At 40.3% G+C, this 15,977-nt stretch carries 14 protein-coding genes and 1 riboswitch; of the genes, 1 reads left to right on the top strand and 13 read right to left on the bottom strand.

The annotated features are described in order from the left end of the window. The first annotated feature begins 118 nt into the window (after positions 1–118). On the top strand, positions 119–394 hold the full coding sequence (locus NC799_RS04550) for a hypothetical protein (RefSeq protein ID WP_272445168.1): 276 nt from the start codon (positions 119–121) through the stop codon (positions 392–394). A gap of 168 nt (positions 395–562) precedes the next feature. On the opposite strand, the gene eno is transcribed toward NC799_RS04550, so the two are convergent. From eno to metX, 13 genes are all read right to left on the bottom strand, one after another. Continuing rightward, complete coding sequence (gene eno / locus NC799_RS04545; RefSeq protein WP_272445167.1) at positions 563–1,849, bottom strand: phosphopyruvate hydratase; 1,287 nt, start codon at positions 1,847–1,849, stop codon at positions 563–565. A 24-nt stretch (positions 1,850–1,873) separates the two neighbouring features. Next, entirely contained in the window at positions 1,874–3,412 is a 1,539-nt protein-coding gene (gene gpmI / locus NC799_RS04540) for a 2,3-bisphosphoglycerate-independent phosphoglycerate mutase (RefSeq protein WP_272445166.1), read from the bottom strand. Continuing rightward, positions 3,409–4,167, bottom strand: a complete 759-nt coding sequence (gene tpiA / locus NC799_RS04535) for a triose-phosphate isomerase (protein ID WP_272445165.1) — start codon at positions 4,165–4,167, stop codon at positions 3,409–3,411. Before tpiA ends, gpmI begins: the two co-directional genes overlap by 4 nt. Before the next feature lie 20 nt (positions 4,168–4,187). After that, positions 4,188–5,369, bottom strand: a complete 1,182-nt coding sequence (locus NC799_RS04530) for a phosphoglycerate kinase (RefSeq protein WP_272445163.1) — start codon at positions 5,367–5,369, stop codon at positions 4,188–4,190. Between the two features lie 118 nt (positions 5,370–5,487). Continuing rightward, complete coding sequence (gene gap / locus NC799_RS04525) at positions 5,488–6,495, bottom strand: type I glyceraldehyde-3-phosphate dehydrogenase (protein ID WP_272445162.1); 1,008 nt, start codon at positions 6,493–6,495, stop codon at positions 5,488–5,490. Between the two features lie 37 nt (positions 6,496–6,532). Then, entirely contained in the window at positions 6,533–7,561 is a 1,029-nt protein-coding gene (locus tag NC799_RS04520) for a sugar-binding transcriptional regulator (protein WP_272445161.1), read from the bottom strand. Between the two features lie 248 nt (positions 7,562–7,809). Further along, a complete protein-coding gene (locus NC799_RS04515) occupies positions 7,810–8,046 on the bottom strand; it encodes a glutaredoxin family protein (RefSeq protein WP_272445160.1) in 237 nt (78 codons plus the stop codon). A gap of 15 nt (positions 8,047–8,061) precedes the next feature. Further along, positions 8,062–9,732, bottom strand: coding sequence for an acetate--CoA ligase (acsA, locus tag NC799_RS04510; protein ID WP_272445159.1), 1,671 nt, complete (start codon positions 9,730–9,732; stop codon positions 8,062–8,064). A gap of 76 nt (positions 9,733–9,808) precedes the next feature. Then, positions 9,809–10,537, bottom strand: coding sequence for an ABC transporter ATP-binding protein (locus NC799_RS04505; protein ID WP_272445158.1), 729 nt, complete (start codon positions 10,535–10,537; stop codon positions 9,809–9,811). Positions 10,538–10,552: 15 nt separating this feature from the next. Then, positions 10,553–11,401: an ABC transporter permease gene (locus NC799_RS04500; RefSeq protein ID WP_272445157.1), complete on the bottom strand. Its 849-nt coding sequence runs from the start codon at positions 11,399–11,401 to the stop codon at positions 10,553–10,555. Positions 11,402–11,424: 23 nt separating this feature from the next. Then, on the bottom strand, positions 11,425–12,429 hold the full coding sequence (locus NC799_RS04495; protein WP_272445156.1) for an aliphatic sulfonate ABC transporter substrate-binding protein: 1,005 nt from the start codon (positions 12,427–12,429) through the stop codon (positions 11,425–11,427). Positions 12,430–12,454: 25 nt separating this feature from the next. After that, the gene (locus tag NC799_RS04490; RefSeq protein ID WP_272445155.1) at positions 12,455–14,251 is read right to left on the bottom strand and encodes a PLP-dependent aspartate aminotransferase family protein; all 1,797 of its coding nucleotides are present in this window, start codon (positions 14,249–14,251) and stop codon (positions 12,455–12,457) included. 121 nt (positions 14,252–14,372) lie between these two features. Then, positions 14,373–14,494, bottom strand: a riboswitch (SAM riboswitch). Between the two features lie 91 nt (positions 14,495–14,585). Continuing rightward, the gene (gene metX / locus NC799_RS04485) at positions 14,586–15,674 is read right to left on the bottom strand and encodes a homoserine O-acetyltransferase MetX (RefSeq protein ID WP_272445154.1); all 1,089 of its coding nucleotides are present in this window, start codon (positions 15,672–15,674) and stop codon (positions 14,586–14,588) included. Between the last annotated feature and the right edge of the window lie 303 nt (positions 15,675–15,977).

Genomic DNA, 15,977 nt, shown 5'->3' with positions numbered 1-15,977 from the left:
ATCCATTAATAATACTATGGTTTTTTTAGGTTTACAATAGATTCCTCTTCATTTTTATCATGTATATAAATATCTGTTTTAAGCACATTATTAATGAAGGAAAAAGGAGGGTTATGTGATGAAAGGAAATAATATTTCTAGCTCCCATGATCAAACACAGCTGACACAAGCACAACAATCGATTCTTCATTTACAGCATGCCATTACACAGGCACAAAGCAATCCGAATGCTGAAGCAAATCTAGATGCTCAAATTAATCAAGCCTTAGAACGTGCGGAAAGATCACTTACACAATCAGAACAAACTACGGAAAACCAACAAGCTCTCGACTTTCACCGTCGTGAATTAGAACAGTTAAAGAGTTCTTATCAAGAATTAAAAGGCAATTTATAAGAAAAGCGAAGGGCGCCTTGCCCACCCTAAGGCAAGCTTAAGCAAAACTCCCCCACAATTAATTTTGTGGGGGGTTTTTATGTGTGTGGATATCTCCATTACCTTCAATAATTTCATACCTTTTTGAAAAAACCGCTAAGGGTTAGTCCTTAGCGGTTGATATGTTGATTATTTATTCAAGTTATAAAACGCATCTTTACCAGCGTAGATAGCTGTTCCAACTAACTCGTCTTCAATCCGTAGTAATTGATTGTATTTCGCAACACGGTCTGTACGTGATGGGGCACCTGTCTTGATTTGACCAGCGTTTGTCGCAACCGCGATGTCAGCAATCGTTGCATCTTCTGTTTCACCAGAACGGTGAGAGATAACTGCTGTATATCCTGCACGCTTTGCCATTTCAATCGCTTCAAACGTTTCTGTAAGGGTACCAATTTGGTTCACTTTAACAAGGATTGAATTACCTACACCTTGCTTAATTCCTTGTTTCAAGCGCTTCGTGTTTGTAACAAATAGGTCATCCCCTACAAGCTGTACGCGGTCACCAATACGCTCAGTTAAAAGCTTGTGGCCTTCCCAGTCATTTTCATCTAGACCGTCTTCAATGGAGATGATAGGGTATTTGTTGATCATTTCTTCATACCATGCAACCATTTCTTCAGAAGTACGTACGACGCCTTCACCTTTAAGGTTGTATTTACCATCTTCGTAGAATTCTGAAGATGCAACATCCATTGCAAGCTTCACTTCTTCACCAGGTTTATAACCAGCTGCTTCAATTGCTTCGATAATCGTAGAAAGTGCTTCTTCGTTTGAACCAAGGTTTGGAGCAAATCCACCTTCATCACCTACTGCCGTATTAAGGCCTTTCGAACCAAGCACCTTTTTAAGTGAATGGAAGATTTCCGCACCCATACGAAGTGCTTCACGGAAAGTTGGAGCACCTACAGGCATAATCATAAATTCTTGAATATCTACGTTATTATCGGCATGCTCTCCACCATTTACAATGTTCATCATTGGTGTTGGAAGTGTTTTTGCATTGAATCCACCAAGATAAGTATATAATGGTACTCCTAGGTAGTCAGCAGCTGCATGTGCAACAGCCATTGATACTCCAAGGATTGCATTGGCACCTAATTTACCTTTGTTTTCCGTGCCATCTAATTCGATAAGAAGCTCATCAATTACTACTTGGCGTGTTACATCTAAACCAAGTAATTCTGGTGCAATAATTTCATTTACGTTTTCAACCGCTTTAAGAACACCTTTTCCTAAGTAACGTTCTTTATCACCATCACGTAACTCAACTGCTTCGTGTTCACCAGTAGATGCACCACTTGGTACTAGTGCTTTACCGAAAGCACCTGATTCTGTAAAAATTTCAACTTCAACGGTTGGGTTACCACGGGAGTCCAATACTTCGCGTGCGTATACATCTGTAATATATGGCATTATTTAATTCTCTCCTTTTACCTGTTATTTTTTAATTAGGGATGAACCTGTCATCTCTTTTGGTTTTTCAACATCTAGTAAATCTAATAAGGTTGGTGCTAAGTCACCCAAAATACCTCCATCGCGTAGGTTAATATCATCTTTTGTTACAATGACTGGTACTGGATTGGTTGTGTGGGCTGTCATCGGCTTTCCTTCTAATGTAAGTACTTCATCAGAATTACCATGGTCAGCCGTAATAATAGCTTGCCCACCTTTTTCAATTATTTTATCAACAACTTTACCCAGACACTCATCAACAACCTCGATTGCTTTAATTGTCGGCTCAAGCATGCCAGAATGCCCAACCATGTCTGGGTTGGCAAAGTTTAAAATAATGGCGTTTTGATTACCTTCATCAAGTTCTTTTAACAAGGCATCGGTAACTTCATATGCACTCATTTCCGGCTGTAGATCATAGGTAGCAACTTTCGGAGAATCGATTAAAATACGTTTTTCTCCTGGAAACTCCTTTTCACGACCACCACTCATAAAGAAGGTAACGTGAGGATATTTCTCCGTTTCGGCGATTCTTAGTTGATTTAGATTGTTCTGTGCAAGAACTTCTCCAACAGTATTGTCTAAGTTAACCGGTTCGTAAGCAACGAAACCATTAACCGTTTCACTGAATTTTGTTAAGCAGACAAAGTGAATATCTTTTGGTGCTTTGTCGCCTCTGTCAAAGTCACGAAAATCCTCATTTGCAAACGTCCGTGAAATTTGAATGGCACGGTCAGGACGGAAGTTATAGAAAATAACAGAGTCTCCGTCTTCGATTGTTGCTTTTGGTGCACCATCTTCGTTAGTGATGACAGACGGTAAAACAAATTCGTCGTAGATTCCATTTTCATAAGAGTCTTTCACAACTTCTAATGGATCATGATAAGTTGGGCCTTCCCCATATACCATTGCATCGTAAGCTTTTTTCACACGATCCCATCGCTTGTCACGGTCCATCGAGTAATAACGACCAGAAATCGTAGCAAATTCTCCAACACCGTATTCCTTCATGGTGTCAAGGGTTGCTTGGATATACTTTTCAGCCGTTTTTTGTCCTACGTCGCGTCCATCTAGAAATCCATGTACATATACTTTTTCGAGTTCATATTTGCCTGCCATTTTAAGAACAGCGTATAAGTGTTCAATATGACTATGAACGCCACCATCAGAAAGTAAACCAAAGATATGCAATGCCTTATTTTTATCTTTAGCGTTTTTAACCGCTTCTAATAGGACATTATTATCAAAGAAGTCTCCTTCACGAATCGATAAGTTAACCCGAGTTAAGCTTTGGTAAACAATACGACCAGCTCCGATATTTAAGTGACCCACCTCAGAGTTTCCCATTTGACCTTTTGGAAGTCCAACCGCTTCCCCACTTGCAGTTAGCTGATTGTGAGGATATTTGTTCCAGTAACGATCAAAGTTTGGTGTATTGGCTTGTTTTATTGCGTTTCCGAATTCCTCATCCCGGCAAGCAAACCCATCTAAGATGATGAGTGCAGCTAATTTATTTTGACTCATTTTGCACCAGCCTCCACCAATGCTAAAAATGATTCTGCTTCTAAACTCGCTCCACCTACCAGTGCACCATCAATATCAGACTGTGCTAAGAGTTCATCAACGTTTGCCGGTTTCACACTTCCACCATATTGGATGCGGACAGCTTCTGCAGCATCTGCTGATACAGCAGCTTTTACTACGTTGCGAATGTGTGCACATACCTCATTTGCTTGTTCAGACGTTGCTGTCTTCCCTGTACCGATTGCCCAAATTGGCTCATAAGCAATAATCGTAGCCTTTACTTGTTCTTCAGTAAGATCAGCCAATGCTTTTTTCACTTGATCTTCGACTAGTGCCATTGTTTCATTATTTTCACGTTGTTCTAATGTTTCCCCCACACAAACAATTGGTGTTAAGCCGTGGTTAAAAGCAGCTTTTGTTTTTTGGTTAACTGTTTCATCTGTCTCTGCAAAATACTCGCGGCGTTCCGAGTGACCTAACACAACATAAGAAACACCTAAGTCTTTTAACATAACAGGGCTTACTTCACCAGTAAAGGCACCATTATCCTCAAAGTGCATATTTTGTGCAGCAATTTTCAAATCTGATCCTGCTGCTTTTTCTACTAAAGTAGCTAGGAAAGGGAACGGTGCACAGACTACAGATTCAACCGCGTCATGTCCAGGGATTTTGTCCTTTGTATCAGCTACAAATTGCTCAGCCTCTTTTAGCACCTTGTTCATTTTCCAGTTTCCTGCGATAACCTTCTTACGCATGTGAACACCTCGTCCATTCTTTATTTATCATTTAATGCAGCTACGCCCGGAAGTACTTTACCTTCCATGAATTCTAAAGACGCACCGCCACCAGTGGAAATGTGATCCATCTTATCTGCATAGTCAAACTTCTCAACAGCAGCAGCAGAGTCCCCTCCACCAATAACTGTATATCCTTCTGTTTTAGCAAGGGCATCCGCAACAGCTTTTGTACCATTAGCAAATGCATCTAATTCAAACACGCCCATTGGTCCATTCCAGATAACTAGTTTTGAACCCTTGACGATATCTGCATATTTTTCACGCGTTTTTGGTCCAATATCAAGTGCTTCCCAATCAGCCGGAATGCTATCGATATCTACTTCGTTTTTATTTGCATCATTGGAGAAGTCATCAGCTACGATAACATCAACTGGTAAGACGAAATTGACGCCTTTTTCTTCAGCCTTTTGCATAAATTCTTTCGCTAAATCAATTTTATCTTCCTCTAGCAAGGATTTGCCAATTTCGTAACCTTTAGCTTTGACAAACGTATATGCTAATCCACCACCAACAATAAGGTTATCTACTTTATCTAATAGATTTTCGATAACGCCAATTTTATCTTTAACCTTTGCTCCACCAATGATTGCAGTGAACGGACGCTCAGGGTTCGATAATGCTTTACCTAGGACCTCAAGTTCTTTTTCCAACAAGAAGCCAGCTGCTGCAGGTAGATGTTCAGCTACTCCTGCAGTCGAAGCGTGAGCACGGTGTGCAGCCCCAAATGCATCATTAACATAAAGGTCACCCATTTTAGCAAATTCTTTCGCTAATTCCGGATCATTTTTTGTTTCACCTGGATGGAAGCGAACATTTTCAATTAATAGTACATTACCATCATTTAGTTCTGCTAATGCTTTATCAACCTCTGGTCCAAAAACCTCGTCAGTCTTTGTTACTGTTTGGTTAAGCAGTTCACTTAACCGTTTTGCTACAGCATCTAAACGGAGTTCTTCTACAACTTGACCTTTTGGTCGCCCCAAATGACTAGAAAGAATTACTTTAGCACCTTGTTCAACTAAATATTGAATGGTCGGTAATGCTGCTCTGATTCTAGTATCATCGGTAACTTCACCGTCAGCCATTGGTACGTTAAAATCCACACGGCAAAACACTTTTTTACCTTTCACATCAAAATCACGCACTGTTTTTTTGCTCATCGACTTTGTCAACCTCCTTGTGATTCTAAAATATGTAGTACCTAGTTTTAAAAATTGGGAGGAGGACTGATCCCCCTCCCAATTAAGACTTCCTTATAGTGTTAACTATTATGCAATCTTATAGGCCTTGTTGCTTTAAGAATACTGCTAAGTCTACACAACGAGTGGAGTAGCCCATTTCATTGTCATACCAAGACACAACTTTAACCATGTTTCCTTCCATTACCATCGTTGAAAGAGCATCGATAGTGGAAGAATGTGGATCGCCAACGTAGTCAGCTGATACTAATGGCTCTTCAGAATAACCTAGGATTCCTTTCAATGGACCTTCAGCAGCTTCTTTAAATGCTGCGTTTACTTCTTCAGCAGTTACATCCTTTTCAAGCTCGGCAACTAAGTCAACTAATGAACCGTCTGGAGTAGGTACTCGCATTGCCATACCATTTAATTTACCTTTAAGTTCAGGAAGTACTAACGATACTGCTTTAGCAGCACCAGTGCTTGTAGGAATAATGTTTTCTGCAGCCGCACGAGCACGACGATAATCTTTATGTGGTAAGTCTAAGATTTGTTGGTCGTTTGTGTATGAGTGAACAGTTGTCATCATACCGCGCTTTAAACCGAATTTATCGTTAAGTATTTTGGCAAATGGTGCAAGGCAGTTCGTTGTACAAGATGCATTAGAAAGGACATGGTGACTTGCTGCATCGTACTTGTCTTCGTTAACGCCCATCACAATTGTGATGTCTTCATCATTAGCAGGTGCAGAGATAACTACTTTTTTAGCACCAGCATCAAGGTGTTTACTAGCATCTTCACGCTTTGTAAAGCGACCAGTCGATTCGATTACAACTTCAACACCAAGGTCTCCCCATCCAAGGTTAGCTGGGTCTCTTTCAGAAAGTACTTTGATTTCTTTACCAGCAACTACTAGGTTTGATCCATTAACAACTACTTCTTCTTCAAGCTTTCCATGCACAGTATCATATTTTAATAAGTGAGCAAGCATATTAGCATCTGTTAAATCGTTAACTGCTACTACTTCTACCTCACTATTTTTTAAAGCCTGGCGAAACACGTTACGCCCGATACGACCAAAACCATTAATTCCAACTTTTACTGTCATCTTCTATTTCCTCCTTATGATTTGCAATAAATATATATTAAAGGGAAAATCCCCTTATTAACTCTTTCGCAGCACTTTCGTCAGTAATCAGCACATTGCCTTTTCCTTGTTTGAAGTAGGAGTTAATCGCTTTTGCCTTTGATTTTCCCCCAGCAACAGCTATAACACAATTTGCTTTGTATAAATCCTCCAACTGAATTCCAACTGTTCGAACCTTGTGAATAACCTTTCCCTCTTCGTTAAAATAATAGCCGAATGCTTCACTTACAGCATGCCCATCTATTATCTTTTGTAGGATATGGTGTGAAGCTTTTCTCCGCTTGGCCATTGTGACCGCATCGCCAACACCGTGGATAACAATATTAGCATCTCGAATAATCTCCAATACCTCTTTTATAGAAGGTTCCCCAATTATTGATTGATATGCTTCTTCACTAATCGGATCTGGAACGTACAACAACCGATATTCACCATGTACTTTTTTAGCCATTTCTACACAAATGGTGTTCGCTTGATTTTCCACACGTTCCCCTAAGCCACCACGAGCTGGTACAAACATACACTTGTTTGCCCCAGGAAAAGGCTTGATCATCTCAGCAACAGCTGCCATCGTTGTCCCACCGGTTACAGCCACTGTTTGCTTCTGCTTTAAGATAGATTTTAAGTATTGGACACAGGCTTTTCCTAAGTCTTGTTTAACCCAATCATGATCGTCACTATTGCCAGGGACAACAATGGCATGATCTAATTGTAGTTTGTCCTTTAAATGCTGTTCTATCAAACTAAAGCCTGAAATTTCTTTCATGAAATCGGCGAGTTGATTTAGAATTATTTTGCCAGAATTCGTAAGATGCATGCCTTTGGCTGTAACATCAATGAATCCATTCTTATTAAAGAAATCAATCTCACTTCTTACGACTCGTTCAGCCAATTCGATATTATCGGCTAGACTTCTTCTTCCAATCGGTTCCATTAATTGAATATAATGAAGGATTTTATACCTTCGCTGCATGACTTCGAGCAAATCCGGGAATAATTTTTGTTGAATTTCAATCAACTGTCTCATTATTTTGCTCCTTTGTACGATTTACGGCTCGCATCTTTTACTGGGATAAATTTGTCCCTGCTAGTCATAATACGTCCCGCATGCGGCAAAAAAAATCCTCTTACAGTAATCATTGTAACAGATGGCTATTATTCCCACAACTATTTTTTCTACAAGATAAACCTGGCTAGTCTATATTTTCTGAATTTTCGACATTTGAAAACGGCAAATATTAGGGGGAACCCGTTTCACACTCCCCCAATTCACCTTTAGCTCGATAAGGCATTGATAATTTTACCCAATTCTATTTGGCCAAAATCAACTTCATTGCAGTCTATTTCAACAACAGGAATCATCAACTGATATTTTTCTAGCAATAGATCATCCTTATAAATATCGACTTCATCTAGGGTAAAGGAATACGCGTCCTTTAGCGTTAAAATTAGCTGCTTTGCCTCTTCACAAATGGGGCAGTCTATTTTTGAGTATAAAATTACGCTTTTCATTTTTATTCCTCCAGCTTATTGAACCTTCTGAATCTCCCATTCCTTCAATTTACGTCGAAGAATTTTACCACTTATTTTCGTTTTTGGAAGCTCATTCATTACTTCAATTTCTCTAGGGGCAGCATGTGCAGATAAATTTTTCCGAACAAATAATCTAATTTCCTCTAATAATTCTTCTGACTCTTGAAAACCAGTCCGCAATGTAATGAATGCTTTAACTAATTCCCCACGTAATGCATCTGGTTTTCCGATTACACCAGCCTCAGCAACAGCAGGATGTTCAATGAGTTTACTCTCTACTTCAAATGGTCCAATTCTTTCCCCAGCGGAATTGATCATATCATCACTTCTGCCTTGAAAAAAGACATAACCGTCCTCATCCTGTAATGCTAAATCACCAGAGCTATACCAACCTTCATATTTGAAGTAGGAATCAAATTTATCTTTGTTCCCCCAAATTTCTTTCATCAAACCTGGCCACGGAGCACGAACTGCCAATTGTCCAACTTCACCGCGTGGCAATTCGTTTCCTTCATCGTCTAAAATCCCTACTGTTATCCCTGGGAATGGCCGACCCATCGAGCCCGGTTTTATCAATTCTGCAGGTAAATTAACAATAAGGTGACCACCTGTCTCAGTCATCCACCATGTATCATGAATTCTAAGTCCCAAATTATTCCATGCCCAGTGAATAACCTCAGGATTAAGCGGTTCACCGACACTCAATATATGCCTCAGTGAAGATAAATCATAATTTTTAAACAAATCACCTTGTGACATTAACATCCGGAACGCTGTTGGGGCACTGTACCATGTAGTAACTTTCAAGTCCTCCATTAATTGATACCAGTTTTCTGCCTTAAAACGCCCACCTTGAATGACAATCGTTGCTCGATTTAACCACGGAGCAAACAATCCATATACGCTTCCAGTCACCCAACCAGGATGCGATGTACACCAGTATACATCATCATCCTTAATATCAAGGACCCATTTACCTGATTGAAGATGGTGAATCATCGAACGGTGCGCATGTAATACACCCTTTGGCTTCCCTGTTGAGCCACTTGTATAATGAATAATTAAACCATCCTCTTTGCCTAACCATTCCACTACTTCTTCTCTGTCGTTTTCTACAGGTGTAGCTTCGATATCTTCAGAAAATAAAATCGTCTCTAAGGAAGGAATATCTGCTCGTTGCACCCGTTGTACTAAATCCTTATCAGTAATCAAGACGGTACCTTTACAATCATTGATTCGGTCTTTAACTGCATCTTCCATGAATGCCTCAAATAGCGGTCCTGCAATTGCTCCAATTTTTATTACTGCCAATATTGATATATAACACTCTGGAGTCTTTGGCAGAAAAATGAATACCCGGTCACCTTTTTTCACTCCATGTTGTTTTAAAATCCGTCCATAATGGTCTGTCTTTTCTTTTACTTCACTAAATGTAAGGGAACGCTTTTCATTTTCATTAATATAATGAAGAGCAATTTTATCTCCATAGCCATCAACTACATGGCGATCGATTGTCTCGTATGCCGCATTAACCTTACCACTTTCCCAAAAATGTAATTCCTTTGACGCATCTTCCCAATCAAATGATTTTCGGACGCAATCATAGTTTGAAAGATTAAAGCTACCTTTCACTGGTGATATTGTCGTTTGTGCAATCGAAGCCATTTTTTGTCCCCCTTATGTTCTTTTTTTGTCTATACAGATACATCAGTGGGATTAACCACTGATGTCGGGTACAACTTTATCGTTTATTTAAATCTAAGCTATCTAAGATCTCAGCTTTATAGCTTGCCAGTCTTTCACTACCTCTAGGCCGTGGCCGTTGGTCAGAAATTATTATTTCACGATCAATTTCACCCGGTTGGCCCCGAAGGATAATGACTCGGTCACAAAGGTATGTCGCTTCATCAATGTCATGTGTGACAAGAACAATTGTTGATTGATACGTTTTCCATACATCGAGTAATAAATCTTGAAGCTGCATTTTTGTAAAGGCATCTAAGGCACTAAATGGTTCATCAAGCAATAAAATTTCAGGTGAAGTCACTAACGCTCTCGCAATAGCAACCCGTTGAGCCATTCCACCAGACAGTTGTCTCGGATATAAATGTTCATTGCCACTAAGTCCAACACTTTCTAAATATTGCCTTGCACGTGCTTCCTTTTCTTCTTTTTTCCCTTTCAAACCAAATGTTACATTGTCTAAAACCGTTAACCAAGGTAACAAACGCGGTTCTTGGAAAATGAAACCCGTTGTATCATGAATTCCTTTGGTTGTGTCACCATTAATCACAATGTCACCATCATAGTCATTATCGAGTCCAGATATAGCCCGGAGTAGTGTGCTTTTGCCACATCCACTTGTTCCGAGAAGGCCAACGATTTCGCCTGGTTTGACTGAAACGGATATATTTTGCACAGCTGTCTTTCCATCAAATGTCCGACTCACATTTCTTAATTCAAGGCTCATTACGCTAACCTCCTCTTACGATTTGACCATACGATCTTGCCAATGTAGTGAACGCTCTTCAATTATTTTAAGAACCCAATCTGATAATTTACCAATGATAGCAAATAGAATAATAGATGCAAGAATTACTTCTGGTTGTGTCATGTTTTGACCAAATACAAGTAAGAAACCTAATCCTTGGCTTGCTCCCATTAATTCCGCGGCCACAACAAACATCCAACCTAATCCTAAGCCACTCCGTAGCCCAACCAAGAATGAAGGTAATGATGCAGGTAAGATGATCCGACTCACTAATTGGAATGTATTTAATCGATACATTCTCCCAACTTCAATGAGCTTGCGGTCAACTCCCAAAATCCCACTAACAATGTTTAAATAAACCGGGAAGAAAACCCCGACCGCAATCATTGTAATTTTTGATGTTTCTCCAATCCCCATCCATAAGATGAATAGTGGAACCCATGCTAATGACGGAATTGAACGAAACGCTTGTATCATCGGATCAAAGATTTGTTCTGCTTTCCGGTAAAAACCAACAAATGAACCTAGCACAATTGCTACTACTGTTCCGAGGACAAAACCCGCAAAAACCCTGTAAGTGGTTATACCAATGTGTCCCCATAACGTACCTTTTTGAGCCATGTCAACGATTGTTCCAAAAATTACGGATGGAGCTGGAAGTTGATAGGAAGGAAAGACTCCCATTCGGCTTAGCAACTCCCAGACCACGATTAAGATTACTGGTAAAATACTTCCTAAGACAACACGCTTTAGCTTTCCATTATTTCGTTTTGTCTTGTTTGTTTTTGCTGCTGCTTTTCCGGTAAGTTGACCTGACGTGAGTGCCTCAAGATTTTTCGCCATTGTATTTCCCTCCTACCATCTAATTATTTTCCAATTACTTCTTCAGCAAATGAAGGATCAATTAAATTGTTTGTTGTTTCTTCAATATTAACGTCAGGCTTAATAACTTCTCCCTCTTGCAACACCTTACCTGCTTCAACAAGTGCATTCACGTGAACTTCACCAGGAACTGGGTTAGAGAAATCATTACGCTCTAATTGTTTCTTTGCTACTTCTACGTTAATTCCAGCTTCTTCTGCAAGAAGTTCTGCAGCCTCTTCCGGATTCTCAATCACCCAGTTTCTTGCTTTTTCATAGACTTTTATTACACGATTCACGTAGTCAGGATAATCTTTCGCAAACTCTTCTCTTGTATTCAAGAAACCATACGTATTGAAATCAGCATTACGGTAGAAAAGTTGAGCACCCTCTTCTAATTCAAGGCGAGCCATGGTTGGATCCAGTCCTGCCCATGCATCCACATCACCAGAAACTAACGCTGAACCACCATCAGCATGCTGTAAGTTTACAATTTCCACTTCATCAGCCGGAACACCTTCAGCAGCTAGAGAACGAAGCAAAAAGATGTAAGGGTCTGTACCGAGTGTCGCTGCTACTTTTTTCCCTTTAAGGTCTGCAACCGATTTGATACCAGAACCTTTATTAGTAACCAAAGCTGTCCATTCAGGTTTAGAGTAAATATAGACGTTCTTGATTGGTGCACCAGTTGCTTTTGACATTAAAGCAGCAGCACCTGCAGTAGAACCAAAATCAACACTATCGCTATTCAAAAATTCTAAGGCTTTATTACTACCTTGGCTTAATGTCCAAGTTACTTCAATATCATCTTCTGCAAATTCTTCTTCTGCCCAACCAAACTTCTTAAGTACTAAGCTTGTTGGCGAATAATAAGCATAATCCAATCTAATTTGCTCTGGTTTCCCCTCCGAACTTGCAGTGGACGAACATCCAGCTGCAACCACTAACACTAATCCTAAAACTAGAACAACTAAGAAACTTCGAATATCAATAAAAGGTATCTTTTTCATTTTCATCCCCCATTTTAATTTGTTTTTATATTTCACAAGCGTAAGTCGAAATCGACCCACGTAGTCTTTGTGCTTCTTTATATGTGCATCGGTTATGGACAACTTGAAGGCCACCTGCTCTTGCTACTTCAGCTGCCTCTGGCGAAAATACCCCTTCTTGCAACCAGAATATTCTAGGCTTAACTTCTAATGCTTCTTTAGCAAGTTCAACAGCTACTTCCGGCGTTCTAAAAACTTGAACAACATCGATTTGGAATGGAACACTTTTCAAATCAGGGTAAGCTTTCTCACCTAGCACTTCTGTTTCATTCGGATTTACTGGTACGACTTTGTAGCCTAAACGTTGCATTTTTCTAGCTAAACGCAGACTCGGTCTACCTTCTTTTGAACTTAGACCAACAATCGCCAACGTCTTTTGTCTTGATTTTTCTACGCCATCTTCCACGTAGCGTTCGTTTGGTGATGTTAGTGCCCAGCGGATAACCCCTTCATCGTTGATTACTATTTCATCTGTTTCGCCAGTGGAAATTCCTGTTGCTTTGGCAAGTGCCTGATTAAGGTCATTCTTTATATCAGTAATCGATTCAATTCCAACGGATAAACGAACTAACTCTTCTGATACACCAGTTTCTTTCAATTGCTCTTTGTTTAACTGTTGGTGCGTAGTAGATGCAGGGTGAATGATCAATGACTTTGCATCCCCTACATTTGCAACATGAGACCAAAGCGAAACGTTATTGATTAAATCACGGCCTGCTTCTCTGCCACCTTTAATACCAAAGACAATCATGGAGCCAAATCCATTTCTCAAAATCTGTTTCGCTAATTCATGGGATGGATGATTCTCTAACCCTGGATACGTAACCCACTCGACTGCTGGATGGTTGATTAGATATTCAGCCAATTCTGCAGCGTTGCGATTGTGCCTCTCGACACGAAGGTGAAGAGTCTCAAGACCTTGTAATAACTGAAAGGCATTGTAAGGACTAAGCGCAGCACCAAAATCTCGTAACAACTGCACACGAACCTTCGTTGCAAAAGCCAATGTACCAAAATCCTTTGCATATATAATTCCGTTATAACTATTATCTGGCTCAGTGAAAGTTGGGAATTTTGGTGAGTTCCAGTTGAACCTTCCCCCATCAATGATGATGCCACCAATTGACGTACCATGACCACCAATCCATTTGGTTGCAGAGTGAACAACGATATCTGCTCCAAGTTCAATCGGCTTACAAACATATGGTGTAGCAAATGTATTATCAATAATTAGTGGGATCCCAGCTTCGTGTGCGATATCCGCTACCGCTTCAACATCTAACACTTGTAATCCAGGGTTTCCGATAATTTCACCGTACAAAGCCTTTGTCTTGTCTGTGATAGCTCCCTTAAAACTATTCGGATCTTGCGGGTCTACAAACTTAACATTGATACCGTACCGCGGTAATGTAACAGCAAATAGGTTGTAAGTACCTCCATATAAATTTACAGCAGCTACAATCTCATCTCCTGCACTAGCTAAATTTAAGATTGATAGAGTTATGGCTGACATTCCTGAGGATGTCGCAACTGCTGCAACGCCATCTTCTAGAAGGGCCATTCGTTTTTCAAAAACATCAACAGTAGGATTTCCAAGTCGGGAATAAATGTTTCCTGGTTCATCTAAGGCGAATAACCTTTCAGCATGCTCTGTATCATGGAACACATACGACGTTGTTTGATAGATAGGAACAGCTCTCGAACCTGTTGTTGGGTCAGGTGCCTGCCCACCGTGTAATGATAGTGTTTCAAGGTCATACGTTGAATTTTTAGAATTTGTCATGTAAAGTCCCCCTTTGTTTCTGCAATCAATCACTTGGCGTTAAGCCGCGAGTGGCTAGGAAGCCGAGTAGACAATAAAAAAGCCCACTTCATAAGAAGAGGGCTTAACGTTAGTTATCCTCCTCTTATCTTTCAGGAGTATGCTTCCTGCAGGAATTAGCACCTTGTTAAATTAGTTACAATGAACTAACTTAATGGTTGCTGGGCATCATCGGGCCAGTCCCTCTGCCTCTCTGGATAAGAGATCCAAAATTAATTGATTTAGTTGTAATGTCTTTATTCACTTTACTATGAAGCGCGAATTTTGTCAAAAACTTTTTTATTTTTAAAATTATTTAAATACTTTGCAACTTCTCCTGAATCAAGTTTCCCCATTTTCCGAATTCAACCAAAAAGCCGTCGTGACCAAACTGGGTTACTACTTCCTCAAAGGAACTTGTCATGTCTAACTGTTGTAAGTAATCAATTAAAATTTTATATTCCTTAGTTGGGAACAAAGAATCACCTGTAAAGCCAATCGCAAATACTGGAGCTTGGAAGCCTTTAGCAGCTGTTTGCCACCCACCTCGCCCCCTGCCAATATCGTGAGTATCCATCGCTTTTAACAAATATAAATAGCTATTCGCGTCAAAACGTTTCGTTAGCTTCTTTCCTTGATAATCTAGATATGATTCAATTTCGTAGGCTATTTCTTCGTGGGAAACACCAACAGGTCCGCGTTGTTCTCTACCAAATCGCTCATTAAATAAATCACTAGACCGGTATGTAATCATCCCTACCATTCGAGCAAGGCTTAGACCGTGCTCCGGTCTATTGTCTTGTGTATAGCGACCATTGTTCCATTTCGGGTCTTGCAGAATCGACAACCTCGCAATATTATTAAAGGCGATTGCATAATCATTCAAATATGGCGTAACAGCAAGCGGAAATAGTCCATCCATCATGTCCGGGTAACATAGCCCCCATTCTAGTGCCTGCATTCCACCAAGTGATCCACCAATCACTGCCTTCAGGTGTGTAATTCCCATTTTCTCAAGTGCCATGTATTGTGACTTAACGATATCGCGAATCGTCACAAATGGAAAGGTTGTTTGATATGGTTCACCCGTTTCCGGATTAAGGCTAAGCGGTCCTGTTGACCCATTACATCCACCAAGTACATTAAATGAGATGACTTGGTATTTCTCTAAGTCTATAAATCCACCTAATTTTATTAATTTAGACCAATACCCTGGTCTATCATTACTACCGACCGCAAATTGCGTACCTGTTAATGCGTGACAGACAAGGATAACGGGGTTATTTATTGAACCAACTCGTTCATAGGCAAGTTCCACGTTAGTAAGTATTTTTCCAGATTCAAGCTGCAGGTCACCGATTAAAATTGTTCCTGTATCCCGGGATAAGCCAACTTTCATTTTCATAGGAATTACCACCACCTTTCGTTAGACTGAGAAAAGCGAAAGCGCCTTGCTAGACCCGACAGGCATAAGTCAAGCCCTGACGTGGCGCTCTTTGCCACAAAAGGGATTGACTTATGACCCCGAGGGGCTAGGCGCTGTAGCTAGACAAATAGAAAAGCGAAAGCGCCTTGCTAGACCCGACAGGCATAAGTCAAGCCCTGACGTGGCGCTCTTTGCCACAAAAGGGATTGACTTATGACCCCGAGGGGCTAGGCGCTGTAGCTAGACAAACAGAAAAGCGCAAGCGCCTTGGTAGACCCGACA

Source organism: Aquibacillus salsiterrae, from assembly GCF_028416595.1.
Taxonomy (GTDB): Bacteria; Bacillota; Bacilli; order Bacillales; family Amphibacillaceae; genus Aquibacillus_A; species Aquibacillus_A salsiterrae.
Note: the sequence above shows the minus strand (reverse complement) of the source record. Positions and strands in the feature narration are given on the sequence as shown.

Excerpts from the sequence above, each read along its gene's own strand:
- NC799_RS04550 (WP_272445168.1), top strand. The coding sequence starts at position 119 with ATGAAAGGAAATAATATTTCTAGCTCCCATGATCAAACACAGCTGACA.
- eno (WP_272445167.1), bottom strand. The coding sequence starts at position 1,849 with ATGCCATATATTACAGATGTATACGCACGCGAAGTATTGGACTCCCGT.
- gpmI (WP_272445166.1), bottom strand. The coding sequence starts at position 3,412 with ATGAGTCAAAATAAATTAGCTGCACTCATCATCTTAGATGGGTTTGCT.
- tpiA (WP_272445165.1), bottom strand. The coding sequence starts at position 4,167 with ATGCGTAAGAAGGTTATCGCAGGAAACTGGAAAATGAACAAGGTGCTA.
- NC799_RS04530 (WP_272445163.1), bottom strand. The coding sequence starts at position 5,369 with ATGAGCAAAAAAACAGTGCGTGATTTTGATGTGAAAGGTAAAAAAGTG.
- gap (WP_272445162.1), bottom strand. The coding sequence starts at position 6,495 with ATGACAGTAAAAGTTGGAATTAATGGTTTTGGTCGTATCGGGCGTAAC.
- NC799_RS04520 (WP_272445161.1), bottom strand. The coding sequence starts at position 7,561 with ATGAGACAGTTGATTGAAATTCAACAAAAATTATTCCCGGATTTGCTC.
- NC799_RS04515 (WP_272445160.1), bottom strand. The coding sequence starts at position 8,046 with ATGAAAAGCGTAATTTTATACTCAAAAATAGACTGCCCCATTTGTGAA.
- acsA (WP_272445159.1), bottom strand. The coding sequence starts at position 9,732 with ATGGCTTCGATTGCACAAACGACAATATCACCAGTGAAAGGTAGCTTT.
- NC799_RS04505 (WP_272445158.1), bottom strand. The coding sequence starts at position 10,537 with ATGAGCCTTGAATTAAGAAATGTGAGTCGGACATTTGATGGAAAGACA.
- NC799_RS04500 (WP_272445157.1), bottom strand. The coding sequence starts at position 11,401 with ATGGCGAAAAATCTTGAGGCACTCACGTCAGGTCAACTTACCGGAAAA.
- NC799_RS04495 (WP_272445156.1), bottom strand. The coding sequence starts at position 12,429 with ATGAAAAAGATACCTTTTATTGATATTCGAAGTTTCTTAGTTGTTCTA.
- NC799_RS04490 (WP_272445155.1), bottom strand. The coding sequence starts at position 14,251 with ATGACAAATTCTAAAAATTCAACGTATGACCTTGAAACACTATCATTA.
- metX (WP_272445154.1), bottom strand. The coding sequence starts at position 15,674 with ATGAAAATGAAAGTTGGCTTATCCCGGGATACAGGAACAATTTTAATC.